This window comes from Pantoea sp. paga (assembly GCF_007558755.1).
Classification (GTDB): Bacteria; Pseudomonadota; Gammaproteobacteria; order Enterobacterales; family Enterobacteriaceae; genus Pantoea; species Pantoea agglomerans.
In genome coordinates this window covers 75,471-91,298 of record NZ_VLTF01000011.1, presented here as the reverse complement: position 1 = coordinate 91,298, position 15,828 = coordinate 75,471, and the positions used below count along the sequence as shown (strand labels likewise).

At 53.4% G+C, this 15,828-nt stretch carries 18 protein-coding genes; 7 read left to right on the top strand and 11 right to left on the bottom strand.

Annotated elements, in window-relative coordinates:
• Positions 1-206 precede the first annotated feature (206 nt).
• Positions 207-1,958, top strand: coding sequence for an NAD-dependent DNA ligase LigB (gene ligB / locus FOV68_RS21845; RefSeq protein ID WP_143991539.1), 1,752 nt, complete (start codon positions 207-209; stop codon positions 1,956-1,958).
• On the opposite strand, the gene FOV68_RS21840 is transcribed toward ligB, so the two are convergent.
• From FOV68_RS21840 to FOV68_RS21810, 7 genes are all read right to left on the bottom strand, one after another.
• A complete protein-coding gene (locus tag FOV68_RS21840) occupies positions 1,896-2,513 on the bottom strand; it encodes a trimeric intracellular cation channel family protein (protein ID WP_010258398.1) in 618 nt (205 codons plus the stop codon). The two genes, ligB and FOV68_RS21840, sit on opposite strands and share 63 nt — an antisense overlap.
• 432 nt (positions 2,514-2,945) lie before the next feature.
• Positions 2,946-3,590, bottom strand: a complete 645-nt coding sequence (locus FOV68_RS21835; RefSeq protein WP_143991538.1) for an oligosaccharide flippase family protein — start codon at positions 3,588-3,590, stop codon at positions 2,946-2,948.
• An 82-nt stretch (positions 3,591-3,672) separates the two neighbouring features.
• Positions 3,673-3,936, bottom strand: a complete 264-nt coding sequence (locus tag FOV68_RS21830; protein WP_031591902.1) for a hypothetical protein — start codon at positions 3,934-3,936, stop codon at positions 3,673-3,675.
• A 434-nt stretch (positions 3,937-4,370) separates the two neighbouring features.
• Positions 4,371-4,766, bottom strand: a complete 396-nt coding sequence (locus FOV68_RS21825; RefSeq protein WP_031591901.1) for a hypothetical protein — start codon at positions 4,764-4,766, stop codon at positions 4,371-4,373.
• Positions 4,767-4,902: 136 nt separating this feature from the next.
• The gene (locus FOV68_RS21820; RefSeq protein WP_143991547.1) at positions 4,903-6,045 is read right to left on the bottom strand and encodes an alanine racemase; all 1,143 of its coding nucleotides are present in this window, start codon (positions 6,043-6,045) and stop codon (positions 4,903-4,905) included.
• Between the two features lie 234 nt (positions 6,046-6,279).
• Positions 6,280-7,203: a kdo(2)-lipid IV(A) palmitoleoyltransferase gene (gene lpxP / locus FOV68_RS21815; protein WP_031591897.1), complete on the bottom strand. Its 924-nt coding sequence runs from the start codon at positions 7,201-7,203 to the stop codon at positions 6,280-6,282.
• 423 nt (positions 7,204-7,626) lie between these two features.
• Positions 7,627-8,490 carry a YicC/YloC family endoribonuclease gene (locus tag FOV68_RS21810; protein ID WP_010258384.1) on the bottom strand — a complete coding sequence of 288 codons (864 nt, stop codon included), beginning with the start codon at positions 8,488-8,490 and terminating at the stop codon, positions 7,627-7,629.
• Between the two features lie 155 nt (positions 8,491-8,645).
• Here FOV68_RS21810 and FOV68_RS21805 point away from each other — a divergent pair, with 155 nt between their 5' ends.
• Complete coding sequence (locus tag FOV68_RS21805) at positions 8,646-9,071, top strand: DUF3574 domain-containing protein (protein WP_031591889.1); 426 nt, start codon at positions 8,646-8,648, stop codon at positions 9,069-9,071.
• A 38-nt stretch (positions 9,072-9,109) separates the two neighbouring features.
• Here FOV68_RS21805 and FOV68_RS21800 read toward each other — a convergent pair whose 3' ends face one another.
• A complete protein-coding gene (locus tag FOV68_RS21800) occupies positions 9,110-10,294 on the bottom strand; it encodes a NupC/NupG family nucleoside CNT transporter (protein WP_069025530.1) in 1,185 nt (394 codons plus the stop codon).
• Positions 10,295-10,444: 150 nt separating this feature from the next.
• Here FOV68_RS21800 and rph point away from each other — a divergent pair, with 150 nt between their 5' ends.
• Positions 10,445-11,161, top strand: a complete 717-nt coding sequence (gene rph / locus FOV68_RS21795) for a ribonuclease PH (protein WP_143991537.1) — start codon at positions 10,445-10,447, stop codon at positions 11,159-11,161.
• A gap of 49 nt (positions 11,162-11,210) precedes the next feature.
• Entirely contained in the window at positions 11,211-11,852 is a 642-nt protein-coding gene (gene pyrE / locus FOV68_RS21790) for an orotate phosphoribosyltransferase (protein WP_143991536.1), read from the top strand.
• Positions 11,853-11,887: 35 nt separating this feature from the next.
• On the opposite strand, the gene slmA is transcribed toward pyrE, so the two are convergent.
• The 3 genes from slmA to coaBC all read right to left on the bottom strand — a co-directional run bounded on the left by slmA (position 11,888) and on the right by coaBC (position 14,261).
• A complete protein-coding gene (gene slmA, locus FOV68_RS21785) occupies positions 11,888-12,484 on the bottom strand; it encodes a nucleoid occlusion factor SlmA (RefSeq protein ID WP_010258372.1) in 597 nt (198 codons plus the stop codon).
• A gap of 120 nt (positions 12,485-12,604) precedes the next feature.
• The gene (gene dut / locus FOV68_RS21780; RefSeq protein WP_069025529.1) at positions 12,605-13,063 is read right to left on the bottom strand and encodes a dUTP diphosphatase; all 459 of its coding nucleotides are present in this window, start codon (positions 13,061-13,063) and stop codon (positions 12,605-12,607) included.
• Positions 13,041-14,261 (bottom strand): bifunctional phosphopantothenoylcysteine decarboxylase/phosphopantothenate--cysteine ligase CoaBC, encoded by a 1,221-nt coding sequence (coaBC, locus tag FOV68_RS21775; RefSeq protein WP_031591883.1) that lies wholly within the window; start codon positions 14,259-14,261, stop codon positions 13,041-13,043. The genes dut and coaBC overlap by 23 nt, the downstream gene beginning before the upstream one ends.
• A gap of 180 nt (positions 14,262-14,441) precedes the next feature.
• On the opposite strand from coaBC, the gene radC reads away from it, so the two are divergent.
• The 3 genes from radC to rpmG all read left to right on the top strand — a co-directional run bounded on the left by radC (position 14,442) and on the right by rpmG (position 15,763).
• On the top strand, positions 14,442-15,098 hold the full coding sequence (gene radC, locus FOV68_RS21770; RefSeq protein WP_031591882.1) for a DNA repair protein RadC: 657 nt from the start codon (positions 14,442-14,444) through the stop codon (positions 15,096-15,098).
• Between the two features lie 241 nt (positions 15,099-15,339).
• Positions 15,340-15,576, top strand: coding sequence for a 50S ribosomal protein L28 (rpmB, locus tag FOV68_RS21765; RefSeq protein WP_006121249.1), 237 nt, complete (start codon positions 15,340-15,342; stop codon positions 15,574-15,576).
• A 19-nt stretch (positions 15,577-15,595) separates the two neighbouring features.
• Complete coding sequence (rpmG, locus tag FOV68_RS21760; RefSeq protein ID WP_003024094.1) at positions 15,596-15,763, top strand: 50S ribosomal protein L33; 168 nt, start codon at positions 15,596-15,598, stop codon at positions 15,761-15,763.
• Positions 15,764-15,828: the final 65 nt, after the last annotated feature.

The window sequence follows — 15,828 nt, the reverse complement described above, 5'->3', positions numbered from 1 at the left end:
TTCCTGCACAGTATACACAGCTTCCCGCTGCCACGCAGCGTTTGCGCAGCGGCAACCCTCAACTTTTGCGCATCTTCGCTCAAATCTCTGTCGGACGACTGTAATTATTCCCTGATTGCGACGGCATCCCTTCCATAACTGAACATCACCTCTGGCTGACGCTGAAGCACCGGTATTGAATGCTGCAAAACGTCAGGAGAGAGATCATGAAAGTATTCGGCTGGCCGCTGTTTGCGGCTGCTCTGTGGATTGCCATATGGCCTGCGCACAGCGCCCTTTGTCCCGTCTGGACACCCACCCGGGCGTCAGAAGAGATCCGTCGTCTGCAACAGCAACTGCAGCACTGGGATGATGCTTACTATCGTCAGGGGCAGAGTCCGGTGGCTGATGCAGATTATGACAGTCTGCAGCAGCGACTGAATCACTGGCAGCACTGCTTTAACCCTCTGCAGCCCGCTTACGCACCGCAACTGCCGGGTGAGGGTGAGCACCTGCATCCGGTCGCCCACACGGGCGTAAAAAAGATGCGCGACAAGCTGGCCCTGGCTTACTGGATGCAGGGACGGCACGATCTCTGGGTGCAGCCGAAAGTGGATGGCATTGCCGTTTCCCTGGTTTATCGCCACGGCAGGCTGGTTTCACTGTTGAGTCGTGGTGATGGATTACGCGGTGAAGAGTGGCTGGCTAAAGCCGTCTGGATCCCTGCAATTCCGCTGCGGATCGAGACCGGACTTGAAGAGGTTGTGCTGCAGGGTGAGCTGTTTCTGTCGATGACCGGTCATCAGCAGGCGGTTGATGGCGGCAGGAATGCGCGCTCACAGGTCGCTGGCGCCATGATGAGCAAGCAGCGGGTTCCTCTGCTGGATTCGCTCGATATTTTTATCTGGGCCTGGCCAGATGGCCCCGCCACGATGACGGAACGCCTTCAGCAACTCAGCCGCTGGGGACTGGGCGTTGCCGCAAACTGGAGCCACAGCGTTAAAGACGAAGAGGAGGTTGCAGCGTGGCGGGAACGCTGGTTTCATGCTGCGCTGCCCTTTGTCACTGACGGCGTCGTCGTTCATCAGAGCCTGCGTCCTGCGGGCAAAAACTGGCAGCCTGGAGAGGGAACATGGGCCGTTGCCTGGAAATATCAGCCTCCGGAAGTCAGCGCTGAAGTACTCTCCGTCGATTTTCCAGTCGGCCGAACCGGGAAGATAGCCGCGGTACTTAATCTGCAGCCGGTACAACTGGATGATAAGACGGTCAGGCGGGTCAATGTTGGATCGCTGCGTCGCTGGCAGGAGAGCAATATCGTGGCGGGAGATGTCATCACACTGAGTCTGGCGGGCCAGGGCATTCCCCGGCTGGAGCGGGTGATCTGGCGCGTGGCAGAGCGGCACTATCCTCAGCCTCCCGACGCGTCGCGCTACACGCCGCTGAGTTGTTACACCTTCAGCGCTGAATGCCAGAAGCAGCTACTGGCAAAATTACGCTGGCTCAGTCAGAAAACGGTACTGAATATTCCTGGCGTTGAGCGCAGCACCTGGCTGCACTTACTGGAAACCGGCAGTATGACGCACCTGTTCGGCTGGCTGACGTTAACACCAGAACAGATCGCCGCCGCAACGGGCCTCTCTCCGAAGCGGGCGGGTCAGCTCTGGCACCGTTTTAATCTCACCCGTCAGCAGCCGCTTCGTCGCTGGGTGGATGCCTTAGGTGTTTCACTGCCGCGGAAGGCCCTCAATGCGCTGCCCGATCAGCATTGGGAGAGTTTAATGCAGCGGGATGTCGGGGACTGGCAAGCTTTACCGGGTGTCGGTGCGGCGCTGGCAAAGCGCCTGGTTACGCAGTTCCATGATGCCCGCCTGCAGGCGCTGATCGCTTTTCTGAGACAGCAGGGAATTCCCGCAGACTCAATGCTCGGGATGGGGATAGTTGAAAATCGGCAAACCAAGACGGAAGCGCAGCGCCAGTAAACGGGCGAAGAATCCGAACAGCAGGGTGATGATAATCACCGCCTCATGCGCCAGCGTGGTTTTCAGCAGCAGGATATACATCCAGCCAGAGGCGAAAGCGATACCAGCGTAGAGTTCCTTCTGAAACACCAGCGGAATGCGATTACAGAACATGTCACGCAGTACGCCGCCAAAGACGCCGGTAATGACCGCACTTATCGCGGCAATAATCATGGCGTGTCCTGAATCGAGCGCAACCTGCGCGCCGATAATAGAAAAGACCACCAGTCCTAACGCATCAAGCACCAGAAACACTTTGCGCAGATGCGTCATCAGGGGTGCCAGGAAAGTGGTTACTACCGCCGCCGCTGCAACAATCATGATGTATTCGGGATGTTTCACCCAGCCCAGCGGATAGTGACCCAGCAGGATGTCGCGCACCGAACCGCCACCAATGGCGGTCACGGACGCAATAATGATGACACCGAACAGATCCATTTTGCGGCGCCCCGCCGCCAGCGCACCCGTCATGGCTTCAGCAGTAATACCAATAATGTAGAGAACGGTCAGTAACATAGCAGACTCCAGTAATACGGCGGCAAGACTACGGCATTGCCTGAGAAACGGCGACTGAGCTTTTCTGGCGATCGGCGTCCGGGATGAGCGCAGTTTATACCAGCCAGCGCTGGCGTCAGCATAGAAAGACTTTTTTGCGAAGGGCCTGCGGCAGGTGATTGAAAAAGTTGAGAGGAAACAACGTACAGAGGGTTTGCGCGTTCCGGCGCGGGGTTTTCCGACTCAGGGCGGACGGTGAACTGACGACGATCGCCAGATAGTCGCTGGTCGAAAACCAGTTTATACAGGAGATAAAAAAGGTCTGGATGCTGCGGGCAAAGAATCGATCAGAGAAATAATGTGACAGACTAAATAAAAAGAAAAGGCGTGCTGGTTAACAGCACGCCAACGCATCGTTTCGGATGCTCAGAGCCCATCTACAGACTTATTTTATTATTTATTTTTTGCACGAATTTTAGAAAATGTATTCAGGCTAAAACGGTATTCCGGCTGGAACCATGAACGACCATAGTAGCAGTAAATCAGCATACGAATGGATGCCATCGCCAGGTAACCCCAGATCGCACATAATACTGAAGGGGTCAGCCAGACGGTAAATAAGGTAACGGCAAGTCCGGCTAATACCGAGGAGGTTTCAGCAAAAGCGATACGGGTATATTGTTTTTCGCGCTGTAATATCGCACGGTAATGCTGACCCTGTGGGATGATAATAAACACCACTGAGACCATCTGCAGCATTAATGCCAGTTCAGGCTGATCAAAAAGGCTGATCAGCAGATGGCTGCCAGTAAATAACAGACCAAACACCGCGACGCCCATCAACATATTCCCCCAGTAGATCGTGGAGAGGTCATTGATAGAGAGAATCGAGCGGCGGATCAGTGTATTTGAGAAGCCCCGATCGGCCAGAGTATCGATAGCCAGTAAAGCAATCACGGCGATCGCCAGCAGATTGAGTTCATTCGCCTGCAGAATCTGCGCCAGCAACGAGAGTTGTAATACGCCGATACCAATAATTTTGATTGAAGAGAGCAGAGACCATTTTGCGCTATTCAGACTGTTTTCACGTATTGCCATAATATACTCGTTAGAGTCCATCGACTCTGTGAGAATTAAATAGTTGTGTAACGGCAAGGAGAGGTTGCTGTAACACCGTTAGTTAGTGCAATTTTTCCGGCCGAAGTCCTGAAAACGCTTTACAGGCTTGCCATGTTATTATGGGTTCAATCAAATGATGCCTGGATAAAAAGATATCCCTGGTAAAATTGCTGTTTCGTGTCATGGCGGAATCCCCTGCAGCGAATAAGAATTCCGCCAGATCACGAATAAATCCTGTTGTAGTTTTATATTCTCCTGCCAGCATCCTTGCGGCAATCTCAATGCATTCTTTTTCTGATAACAAAGGATACGTTGAGCGGTCCATGACTTTTTTCCTGCTTTATCATTATGGGTATTGCTGTGTGTGGAATGATTTATACATTGTTTTATTTAATTTAACACCATAAGAAAAGTCTGATTACTCGACCGCAGAAATAAATGGTTTCACTTTATGCATGATAAATATTAAATCCCCAGCAGATTGCTAATAAACGATTGTTAATGATTAATGTATGGACCAGTGAGAAATTGTTTATGCGGCAAACCAGCAGGCCCGGAATCAGAGGGAGTCGCCTGCCTTTCAGAGGGTTTTGCCAGGATTTTTCCTGGCAACGATGCTTAAGCAGGGTTGGTGATAAATGCGTAAGGATGATGAGTAATCAGATAAGCGCTTTATGCTTTATCGTCGAAAGTTTTTCTATATTTTTTCATTAACGGCCAGTGATAAATGCAGAGAAAAAGGCGCGCTAAGTCATTGATTTATTGTGTAAGAAGCTGGTTGAGTTTCTCAAGATCGTTGCTAACCCATTCAATATCCTGCTTAAATTTCTCATCTGAAGTAAATGGCTGGCGATAGACCGTTACCATCACCTCGGCGCCCTGTTCGTTTGCTATCACGCGCATCGGTACGTAGATCTCCTTTCCTGAGCCGCTATCAATCCAGTGATCCATTACCCCAAACGGATTATGTGGCGAGAACCGGATCTTCACACTGCCCTGGGGGCCTTTAGCACGCCAGCGATTGCCATCGGGTTCTAACGCACTGTGCGTCAGCCCGGAAGCCCACTTTGGGAAAAATTCTGGCTTCCAGATGGTTTCATAAAGATCTAACCAGTGACGTGGAATCGTCAGGCTCAGAGTGCGAGAGGAGAGCATGTAACCTCCAGTGAATAAGCTAAAAAAGCATTAAAGCATGGGGCCAGGCTTGTTAAAACGTTGTAACAGCAGAACTGTGGTGTTGAAAGGGTTTCGTACAAATGGCAGACAACTGGTGATGATGTCTGCCACTGACTCAGATGAAATTGCCGCGCGCAGAAACCACATGATCTTCGCTATGGCCGTTAGCGTGCCGCAGAACAAAGCCGTCCGACTGCGCCATCACGGCACAACTGTGATTAGGGAATATACGCAGCAGCGTGCCGACTTCAGGGCGGCGATCCTGATAAAGCAGAAAACCGTGCTCCTCAGATAATTTTGTCACTTCATAAGTATGACCCGCTTCGTCGGCTGCCACACCAAAGCCGCTGGCATTGGTGCCGTGTGGCCCTTTATCCGAACTCAGCATTTTTGACCCGGCATCCACAATCGCGAAATGATCGTTCACCGCCACGACACGGGTAAGGACGCTCATTGCCAGCTGATCGACGTGACTTAATCCGAGACGGCAGGCGGTTAGGTCCAGTAGTGCATAGTTTCCGGGCCGGATTTCATGAATGCAGGGTGCAATCTCTGCTGCCAGCGCCGTAGGCGTTGAACCCACAGAGAGAGGGCAGTCGGTAAAACCAGCCGCCTGCAGTTTTGCCTGTACTCGCTGCATCAATGCCGTTTCCTGCCGGGCGACATCCGCAATGGCCGCGGCATTCCCGGCACCATAAGCGTGGCCGGCATGTGACACTAATCCGGCAAAGCGTAACCCTTTCTCCTGCAGCGCCTGAGCAATCAGCACCGCTTCATCTGTATCAGGATTGACACCTATCCGATGTAATCCAACATCAACCTTAATCGCTACCGCAAGGTCGCATTCCGGTTGCTGCTGACAGGCATCAGCAATAGCCGCTACGCCCTGCAGCCTGTCCGCAATCAGAATGAGCTTTACCTGATGAAGCACGGCGTGGCGCAGCAATTCAGCCACGCTTTGCGGTTGCACAATCGGGTAGGCTAATAGCAGATCACGAACGCCGCCCTGAATAAAACTGATGCCTTCGCTGGGCTTTGAGACGGTAACACCCTGGGCGCCGGACGCGATCTGACGCTGCGCAATCCAGACGCTTTTATGCGTTTTGATATGCGGTCGCAACGCGACGCCTGCCGCACTGGCTTTGCGCTGCATATGCTGCAGGTTCTGCTCCAGGCGCTCTGCATCCACTTCAATATAGGGCGTAAGGCGATCATCAATCAGCGGACGCTGCCACTGCTGTGTATCGTTGATATCCATAAGATTGTCCGGCATTGACGAGGTAAGAGGATTCATCATTCCTTAATTATCTCTTTGATACCAGCCTGCCGGACGCAGACAGGTGTGCTGAACAGCTGAAACTGCAGGGGTAGCTATAACGGCAGAGTCAGTATGAGAGCACAGCAAACGAGGATGAGAGAGTGGACGTAGAGCAGATGTCGTTCAGCAGATTAAAACAACAAAGCAGGCGCGAGGCCTGCTTTATCAGTTAACTCAGACGTAGAGCGACTCTTCACCCGGTGGCCGGGTTTTGAAGCGACGATGCAGCCAAAGATACTGTTCGGGTGCACGAAGTATCTGATTTTCGATCACTTTGTTCATATAAGCTGCAGCAGCAGCCTCGTCCGTATGAGGATAATTTTCCAGCATCGGTTCGATGATCAAATGGTAGCCATCATTTCCTGGATTACGAATCAGCATAATCGGCACCATCGCTGGCTTCGCCAGACGCGACAGAACAAAAGTCCCGTTAGTCGTGGCGGCTTTTTCCACCGCAAACAGCGGCGCAAAGGTGCTGCCTTTGGGGCCGTAATCCTGATCAGGCGCAAACCAGACCGATTCACCCTGTTTCAGGGCATTAACCATACCGCGTAGATCACGACGGTCGATCATCGCTTTATTTGAGCGCATCCGCCCTTTAGTCTGCACATACTCCATCGCCTGGTTATTGTGTGGGCGATACATCGCCATCATTGGCTGACAGAGTCCGCTGATGCGGCCGCCCAGCTCCAGTGACATGAAATGCACACCAATCAGCATCACGCCTCGCTTTTCTTTCTGCGCGGCATGCAGATTTTCCATTCCCGACACTTTAAACAGACGTCTTACCGCACGGTCAGACCAGAACCAGGCAATACCGGTTTCAGCCAGCGCCATCCCGAGCGACGCAAAATTACCGGCGATCATATGTTCTGTTTTTTCTTCGCTGATGCCCGGAAAGCAGAGTTCGATGTTACGACGGGTAATACGCTCGCGGCGCTGCAGGAAATGGCGAGAGATTTTGCCGGCACCGGCACCGAGACGCATAAGAACAGGATAGGGGAGCTGGACCAGCAGCCAGAGTACGCCAAGGCCAAACCAGGTAAACCAATAACGCGGATGCAGCAGCGAACTGCTAAATTTTCCGGTGTTTTTCATTAACAACCTTCATGGGATAGGGGGATGCATCGCACAAAGAGCACTTCCATGAGTCTTAAGGCGGTACAGCTGTACTGATTTCGACCAACATTTTATCAAAAAGTGCCTTCAAAGAAAGGGAAACTCCGGCATCTACAGGATTGACCTGTTTCATGGATATGCGGCAAAACCGGCTATAAAAGTACATATATCCTGTAAAATTATTATTTTTCAAATAATTAACATAAACCTGAAAGAAGCTTTATTTGTAAGCGAGGCCGTTTCAGGAACAGTCTGGAAATGATTATTTATTTATCTTTACCTGATTCTGATGCTGGCCGCGCTGAAAAAGCGAGCAACTGGCATAAGGAGCTGACTCTTTAAGTGTTGACTGCGCCTGAAAGGGCAACAAAGCGCCACTGCGAGCGCTTTGTTGAGTGGAAATTACTCGATATTCTGAATCTGCTCGCGCATCTGCTCAATCAGCACCTTCAGTTCAATGGCTGAAGTCGTGATTTCTGCATTGATCGACTTCGATGCCAGCGTGTTCGACTCACGATTGAACTCCTGCATCATAAAGTCGAGACGGCGGCCCACGGCCTCTTTCTTTTTCAGGATGTTGTAAGTCTCTTTAACGTGCGCATCCAGACGATCCAGCTCTTCAGAAACATCAACCCGCTGCGCCATCATCACCAGTTCCTGCTCAAGGCGATTGTTTTCCAGCTGGACTTCAGCATCTTCCAGTTTGGCGACCAGCCGCTCACGCTGCCATTTGATTACTTCAGGCATCTGCGCACGCACTTTGCTGACTTCCTGCGAGACGCCTTCCAGACGCTGCTCAATCATTGCTTTCAGGGCGGTACCTTCGCTTTCGCGTGCCGCGATAAAGTCATCAAGCGCCCCATCCAGTGCCTGCAACAACTGGGTGTTAATGGCATCCAGATCCTGTTCCTGCGCAGACATTACACCCGGCCAGCGCAGAATATCCAGCGGATTAATCGCGCCTTCGTCGCTCTGCATTTTTACCCAGTTGGCAGCCTGCACCAGCTGTTTCGCCAGCGTTTCGTTGAGCATCAGTTCGCCCTGCGCGCTGGGATCGGCATCATAACGAAGGTTGCACTCAATTTTACCGCGCGTCAGACGCTGGCGAATGCGCTCGCGGATAACCGGCTCCAGCCCACGAAACTGTTCCGGCAGGCGGATGTAGGTTTCCAGATAACGCTGGTTCACGGAACGCAGCTCCCAGGCGGCGCTGCCCCATTCGCCTTTGGCTTCGCTGCGGGCATAAGCGGTCATACTGCGGATCATAAGCGGTACTCATTTGCGGAAAGATGGGTGAAGTATAGCGAGGCGAGCCACGGCATAACAGGCATAAGCGTCGCACAGGAAAATAACGAACCATTTCCGCTTTCAGCGACAGCCACTTATGATGACCATTGACCCTTTGTGAGGATGACTGATCTATGTCTCGCGTTATTGCCCTTCCTGTTGTGATGGCTCTGCTGCTGGCTGGTTGCCAGGCACGCCACTCGCCGCCCACTAAACCGCAACCCATCTGTGCGGGTGGCGACATGATGATGCAGACCACGTTGTGGTTTGGACTGAGCAAGCCTGATGGCGGCAGGGTGAGTTCACTCGACTGGATGAACTTCGTGGATAATGAGGTCACGCCACGGTTTAAAGCGGGGCTGTCGGTCTATGATGCCAAAGGGCAATGGCTGGGCGAGAATGGTCAGCTGGCACGGGAGAACAGTAAGGCGTTGATGCTGATCCACGGGATCGATCCCGCCACCAACGGTGATATAGAGGCGTTACGCAGCCTCTATAAAAAACGGTTTGGTCAGGAGTCGGTTATGCGGGTGGATGCACCCGTCTGCGTCGGATTCTAAGGCGAAAGCGGGCGGCAGAGCTGCCGCCCGTTGAATAATCAGATAAACAGACCGGCAAAGGCTGCGGAGAGCAGACTGACCAGAGTGGAGCCATAGACCAGCTTCCAGCCAAAACGGGAAACCACATTTCCCTGTTTCTCATTCAGGCCTTTTATTGCGCCTGCCACTATGCCGATAGAGGCAAAGTTAGCGAACGAGACCAGGAACACCGACAGAATACCCAGCCCACGCGCACTCATGCCTGCCGCGACTTTCTGCAGTTCAATCATCGCCACAAACTCGTTCGCCACCAGTTTGGTTGCCATGATACTGGCCGCCTGCAGGGCATCGACTTTGGGAATGCCAATCAGCCAGGCCAGAGGATAGAACAGGTAGCCGAGCAGTTGCTGGAAGCTGTAGCCGAACACCGCCGCAAACAGCGCGTTGACGGCAGCAATCAGGGCAATAAAGCCAATCAGCATGGCCAGAATAATCATCGCAACTTTGAAGCCTGCCAGGATGTATTCGCCCAGCATCTCAAAGAAGCTCTGCTCTTCATGCAGTTTATCCAGCGCGATAGGCTGCTCATCCTGGCTTTTCATCGGGTTGATGATCGACAGGATAATAAAGGTGCTGAACATGTTAAGCAGCAGTGCCGCAACCACATATTTCGGTTCGATCATCGACATATAAGCACCGACAATCGACAGCGAAACGGTAGACATCGCGGTCGCTGCCATGGTGTAGAGCCGGCGCGGCGGGATATCACCCAGAATCCCTTTATAAGCGATGAAGTTTTCCGACTGCCCAAGAATCAGCGTGCTGACGGCGTTGAACGACTCCAGCTTGCCCATGCCGTTAATCTTCGACAGCAGCGTCCCGAAAATACGGATCAGCAGCGGCAGGATGCGCCAGTGCTGCAATATGCCGATCAGTGCCGAAATAAAGACAATCGGGCAGAGCACGCCAAGGAAGATAAATGCCAGCCCCTGCTTACTCATTCCGCCAAACACGAACTCCGTGCCCTGTGCGGCAAAACCCAGCAGCGTCTCAAAGAAACCGGCGAACGAGCCGACCAGCGCCAGACCCCCGGCAGAGTGAAGGAAGAACCAACCCAGCGCGGCTTCCACCACAATCAGTTGAATAATAAAGCGCAGACGAATCTGTTTACGGTCATGACTGACCAGCAGCGCAAGGGCGAAGATCACCACCAGCGCCAGCAGGAAATGAAGAATGGCGGCCATATGTCTTTTTTATCAGAGAGAAAGGAACGCGCATTTAGCCACAGCTGGCGGGGAATTTCATCTGATGCCTGCGTCAGACCAGCGCAAGAGACAGCGGGCAAGGAAGTCCGTATAATGCGCAGCCAATCATTAGCAAGCCGGAGAATACCCATGCGTCCAGCAGGCCGTAGCGCACAACAGGTGCGTCCAGTCACATTGACCCGCAATTACACCAAACACGCAGAGGGTTCCGTTCTGGTGGAATTCGGCGAAACGAAAGTGCTTTGCACTGCCTCGGTAGACGAAGGGGTTCCGCGTTTCCTCAAAGGCCAGGGCCAGGGTTGGGTAACGGCCGAATATGGCATGCTGCCGCGTTCGACCCACAGCCGTATGGCGCGTGAAGCTGCAAAAGGCAAGCAGGGCGGACGTACGCTGGAGATTCAGCGTCTGATCGCCCGTTCACTGCGCGCCGCGGTTGATCTTAAAGCGCTGGGTGAATTTACCATTACGCTCGACTGTGACGTAATTCAGGCCGATGGCGGCACTCGCACCGCATCAATCACCGGAGCCTGCGTGGCGCTGGCTGATGCGCTGAACAAGCTGGTGGCCAGTGGCAAACTGAAAGCGAACCCGATGAAGGGCATGGTCGCGGCGATTTCAGTGGGCATCGTCAAAGGCGAAGCGCTGTGCGATCTGGAGTATGTTGAAGACTCAGCCGCAGAAACCGATATGAACGTCGTGATGCTGGAAGATGGCCGCATGATCGAGGTGCAGGGCACCGCTGAGGGCGAACCGTTCAGCCATGAAGAGTTGCTGACGCTACTGACGCTGGCACGGGGCGGAATTGAGGAATTAATTCAGGCGCAGAAAGCAGCGCTGGAAAATTGATGTAACAGGCGACCTCAGAGTCGCCTTTTCTTTATTTGAGGAGTGAGAAATGAAAGCCTGGCAGCGTCAGTTTATTGAATTTGCCCTGAACAAGCAGGTGCTGAAGTTCGGTGAGTTCACTTTGAAGTCCGGGCGTAAAAGCCCCTATTTCTTTAATGCTGGTCTGTTTAACAGCGGACGGGATTTAGCGCTGCTGGGACGCTTTTACGCGCAGGCGCTGGTGGATGGCGCTGTTGATTTTGATCTGCTGTTCGGCCCGGCCTATAAAGGCATTCCGATAGCCACCACCACGGCGGTGGCGCTGGCGGATCATCATGACCGCGATGTGCCTTACTGCTTTAACCGTAAAGAAGCGAAAAATCACGGCGAAGGTGGCCTGCTGGTTGGCAGTTCGCTGCAGGGCAAAGTGATGCTGGTGGACGATGTGATCACCGCAGGCACCGCGATTCGTGAGTCGATGGATATTATCGGCGCGCACAACGCTACTCTGGCAGGCGTGCTGGTCTCGCTTGATCGTCAGGAGCGTGGACGCGGAGAAATGTCGGCGATTCAGGAAGTGGAACGTGATTACGGCTGCAAAGTGACCGCGATTATAACGCTGGCAGACCTGATTGCCTGGCTGGAAGAGAAGCCTGAGATGGCCGATCATCTGGCTCAGGTACGTGCCTATCAGAAAGCGTACGGGATTTAACAGAGGCGGGCGCAATGCCCGCCTTCTTTTACGCTTTACGCCAGCTGCGCGGCAATCAGCGGCCAGCGAGCCTCAAAGTCTGCGGTAGGACTGAAACGAAACTCAGAACGGACATACCGTGACAGTAAACCCTCACAGAAAGCCAGCAACTGACTTGCCAGCAGCGCCTCATCAGCCTGAAAGGCTTCGCCCTCGCGCATTTTCCGTTCCCGCATCACCTGTCGCAGCTGCACTTCAATCCGCTCAAACAGCTGATTGATGCGTCCCTGCAGTCGGTCCTGCTCAAACATCAATGCATGGCCGGTCAGAATGCGTGTCAGTCCCGGATTACGCTCACCAAATCCCAGAATCAGTTGCACGATCAGACGCAGACGCGTCATGGTCTCTTTTTCATCCTTGAGGATCAGATTGATGCGGGTAATCAGACTGTCTTCGATAAACTCAATCAGGCTATCGAACATTCGTGTCTTACTCGGGAAGTGACGATATAGCGCCGCTTCGGAAACGCCCACCGTGGCTGCCAGTTTGGCTGTGGTAATGCGCTGACTGCCATCACCCGACTCCAGCATCTGCGCCAGCGCCTGCAAAATCTCTTCGCGACGATTCCGCTTCGCGACTTTTTTTTCTGCCATGACCTTAAAGACCCCTGAAATTCACCTAAAAACAGGCAACACCTACGCATCTGCCACAGGAACGCGTCCTGTGGCGATGAGGAAAAAATAACGGGCGTAAGTGAAAGTCGGTAATGCGGGTTACTGGCGGCCGGAGTGGCCGAAGCCGCCTTCGCCGCGCAGGCTGGCGTCGAAATCTTCGACCAGGTTAAATTCCGCCTGCACCACCGGTACAAAGACCAGTTGTGCCATGCGATCGCCGGGCTGCAGCGAGAAGCTTTCCTGGCCGCGATTCCAGACCGAGACCATCAGCTGTCCCTGATAGTCGGAGTCAATCAGACCCACCAGGTTGCCCAGCACGATGCCATGTTTATGGCCAAGGCCTGAGCGCGGCAGGATCACAGCGGCCAGATCGGAGTCGGCAATATGAATCGCCAGGCCGGTCGGAACCAGCGTTGTGGTGCCTGGTGCGATGTCGAGAACATCATCAATGCAGGCGCGTAAATCTAACCCAGCGGAACCTGAAGTCGCGTAGGTCGGCAGTGGAAACTCTTTGCCGACGCGCGGATCCAGAATTTTAACGTCTATTTTTTTCATCATAACGGCTGACAATCTCGTCTATTAATTGTTGGCCAAGGAGAGACTTATCGCTGAGCGGTAAGCGTTTTTCTCCATCCTGCCAAAAAAGGTGAAGAGCATTGGTGTCGCTATTAAACCCCTGTCCGGCTTTAGCGACGTCGTTAGCGCAGATCAGATCCAGATTCTTGCGCACCCGTTTTTGCCGGGCGTATTCTTCCACATTCTGTGTTTCAGCAGCAAATCCAACGACGAATGGCCGGTTTTCCTGAAGTGCAGCGACGCCGGCAACAATATCGGGATTCTTTACCAGGTTCAGCGTGACGTTATCATCGCCGCCCTGTTTCTTGATTTTATCGGCCGCAATATCGGCTGCCCGGTAGTCTGCCACGGCTGCGCTTGCAATGAAAATATGTTGTTTATCTATCTCACTCATGACGGCGGCCTGCATCTCCAGCGCGCTGGTCACATCAATTCGCCGCACACCCGCTGGCGCAGACAAGGTGACCGGGCCGCTGACCAGCGTGACCTGTGCACCGCGTCTGGCGGCGGCGTCGGCAATGGCAAAGCCCATTTTGCCGGAGCTGTGGTTAGTGATGTAGCGCACCGGGTCCAGCGCCTCACGGGTAGGGCCGGCGGTAATCATAATGTTGAGATGTTGCAGATCGTTGACGGGCGAGGCCCACTGCACCGCATGGTCAACAATCACCAGCGGGTCGAGCATCCGGCCTGGCCCGACATCGCCGCAGGCTTGGCTGCCGCTGTCCGGTCCCCAAATCAGCACGCCACGCGCCTGCAGGCTCTGCAGGTTATGCTGGGTCACCGCCGCACGATACATCTGCTGATTCATAGCGGGCACCACTGCCACGGGTGAGGCCGTCGCTAACACGGCGGTCGTCACCAGATCGTTTGCCATACCGGCAGTAATACGGGCAATCAGGTCAGCAGTGGCCGGTGCCAGCACAATAAGGTCGGCCCATTTTGCCAGTTCAATATGACCCATGGCCGCCTCCGCTGCCGGATCAAGAAGATCGTCAAATACCGGATAGCCGGAGACAGCCTGCAGGCTGAGCGGAGTAATAAATGCTTTCGCACCCTCTGTCATCATCACGCGGACATCAGCACCGCGATCGCGCAGGCGGCGCACCAGCTCAGGTGCTTTATAAGCAGCAATACCGCCGCTCACGCCAAGAAGAATTTTTTTGCCGGCTAATCCCATCATGATGTTGGCCTCACTAAGCTCTCTGCCGCTCGCGGCGGCGAATGCACGGACTTTATCACAAAAGCGCGGATGCGCCTTTTCACTGACTGCGTTTGCGAGCTGTCTCGTAGATTGCAGCTTCACTCATAGCCGCACGCTTCATGATGGGCCATGCTGAGGCTCATCTCAGGGAGAGCGGACATGAAAATAAAGGGACCACGGGAAAAACTCCAGAAGCTGGGTGCGCATGCCCTCAGCGATACCGAACTACTGGCCATTTTTCTCCGTACCGGATCGCCTGGACAGAACGTCCTGGAGCTGGCCGGTCAGATGCTGGACGGTTTTGGCTCGCTTTATCAGCTCATGACGTCAGACAAAGCGGCATTCGGTGAAATCAAAGGGGTCGGCGATGCCAAGCTGGCACAACTTCATGCGATTGCCGAACTGGCGAAGCGTTTTTTCGCCAGTAAGCTGGCCCGCGAAAGCGCAATGGAAAATCCACAAATCACGCGCCAGTATCTGCAAAGTCTGTTAGCCCATCAGGAGCGTGAGATCTTTATGGCACTGTTTCTGGATAATCAGCATCGTGTGCTGCGGGCACAAAATATGTTCTCTGGTTCCATTAACAGCGTGGAAGTTCACCCCCGCGAGATTGTCCGGGAAGCGCTGAAGCTCAATGCCGCCGCCCTGATACTGGCGCATAATCACCCGTCGGGCATGGCAGAGCCGAGCCGTGCAGACCGTGAAGTGACCCATAAAGTCAGCGAAGCCTGCCAGCTACTCGACATCCGTCTGCTCGATCATCTGGTGATTGGTCATGGCGAATATGTCTCCTTTGCCGAGCGGGGATGGCTTTGACAGCGGGAAATTTCACGCCAGGTGGCGGCTTTTTGCCCGATCATTCGGGATCTTTATCTGTTCGGGACTTGAGCACTTGGGCTGAGCGGCGTATACTACGCCACCTTTGAGAATCTCGGGTTTGGCGGTTAGGCCAGCTTAGCGGGTTCCATGGAATTCGCCTGGCGGGCTGCAAGCCTGACGAGGCGGCCCAAACCTAATTTTTAAAGCTCGAGCTGATTTGATTTTTGGAGATATTGACATGTCACGAGTCTGCCAGGTAACTGGAAAGCGTCCGGTGACGGGTAACAACCGTTCCCACGCAATGAACGCGACGAAACGCCGTTTCCTTCCGAACCTGCACTCACACCGTTTTTGGGTTGAGAGCGAGAAGCGCTTCGTTACTCTGCGTGTATCTGTTAAAGGTATGCGTATTATTGATAAAAAGGGCATTGATACGGTGTTAGCCGATATGCGTGCCCGTGGTGAGAAGTACTAAGGTACTAAGGAACTGAATCATGGCTAAAGGTATTCGTGAGAAGATCAAGCTGGTTTCCTCTGCTGGTACAGGTCACTTCTATACCACCACGAAGAACAAGCGTACTAAACCAGAGAAGCTGGAACTGAAAAAGTTCGATCCGGTTGTACGTCAGCATGTGCTCTACAAAGAAGCTAAAATTAAGTAATTTTAGTGTTCTGCTAAAAACCCGGCTCCGGCCGGGTTTTTTGTTTGTGTAAAACGCTGAGGAGA

Excerpts from the sequence above, each read along its gene's own strand:
- FOV68_RS21835 (WP_143991538.1), bottom strand. The coding sequence starts at position 3,590 with ATGGCAATACGTGAAAACAGTCTGAATAGCGCAAAATGGTCTCTGCTC.
- FOV68_RS21820 (WP_143991547.1), bottom strand. The coding sequence starts at position 6,045 with ATGGATATCAACGATACACAGCAGTGGCAGCGTCCGCTGATTGATGAT.
- lpxP (WP_031591897.1), bottom strand. The coding sequence starts at position 7,203 with ATGAAAAACACCGGAAAATTTAGCAGTTCGCTGCTGCATCCGCGTTAT.
- coaBC (WP_031591883.1), bottom strand. The coding sequence starts at position 14,261 with ATGATGGGATTAGCCGGCAAAAAAATTCTTCTTGGCGTGAGCGGCGGT.
- rpmB (WP_006121249.1), top strand. The coding sequence starts at position 15,340 with ATGTCACGAGTCTGCCAGGTAACTGGAAAGCGTCCGGTGACGGGTAAC.
- ligB (WP_143991539.1), top strand. The coding sequence starts at position 207 with ATGAAAGTATTCGGCTGGCCGCTGTTTGCGGCTGCTCTGTGGATTGCC.
- FOV68_RS21825 (WP_031591901.1), bottom strand. The coding sequence starts at position 4,766 with ATGCTCTCCTCTCGCACTCTGAGCCTGACGATTCCACGTCACTGGTTA.
- rph (WP_143991537.1), top strand. The coding sequence starts at position 10,445 with ATGCGTCCAGCAGGCCGTAGCGCACAACAGGTGCGTCCAGTCACATTG.
- dut (WP_069025529.1), bottom strand. The coding sequence starts at position 13,063 with ATGATGAAAAAAATAGACGTTAAAATTCTGGATCCGCGCGTCGGCAAA.
- FOV68_RS21830 (WP_031591902.1), bottom strand. The coding sequence starts at position 3,936 with ATGGACCGCTCAACGTATCCTTTGTTATCAGAAAAAGAATGCATTGAG.
- pyrE (WP_143991536.1), top strand. The coding sequence starts at position 11,211 with ATGAAAGCCTGGCAGCGTCAGTTTATTGAATTTGCCCTGAACAAGCAG.
- FOV68_RS21840 (WP_010258398.1), bottom strand. The coding sequence starts at position 2,513 with ATGTTACTGACCGTTCTCTACATTATTGGTATTACTGCTGAAGCCATG.
- FOV68_RS21805 (WP_031591889.1), top strand. The coding sequence starts at position 8,646 with ATGTCTCGCGTTATTGCCCTTCCTGTTGTGATGGCTCTGCTGCTGGCT.
- FOV68_RS21800 (WP_069025530.1), bottom strand. The coding sequence starts at position 10,294 with ATGGCCGCCATTCTTCATTTCCTGCTGGCGCTGGTGGTGATCTTCGCC.
- FOV68_RS21810 (WP_010258384.1), bottom strand. The coding sequence starts at position 8,490 with ATGATCCGCAGTATGACCGCTTATGCCCGCAGCGAAGCCAAAGGCGAA.
- slmA (WP_010258372.1), bottom strand. The coding sequence starts at position 12,484 with ATGGCAGAAAAAAAAGTCGCGAAGCGGAATCGTCGCGAAGAGATTTTG.
- radC (WP_031591882.1), top strand. The coding sequence starts at position 14,442 with ATGAAAATAAAGGGACCACGGGAAAAACTCCAGAAGCTGGGTGCGCAT.
- rpmG (WP_003024094.1), top strand. The coding sequence starts at position 15,596 with ATGGCTAAAGGTATTCGTGAGAAGATCAAGCTGGTTTCCTCTGCTGGT.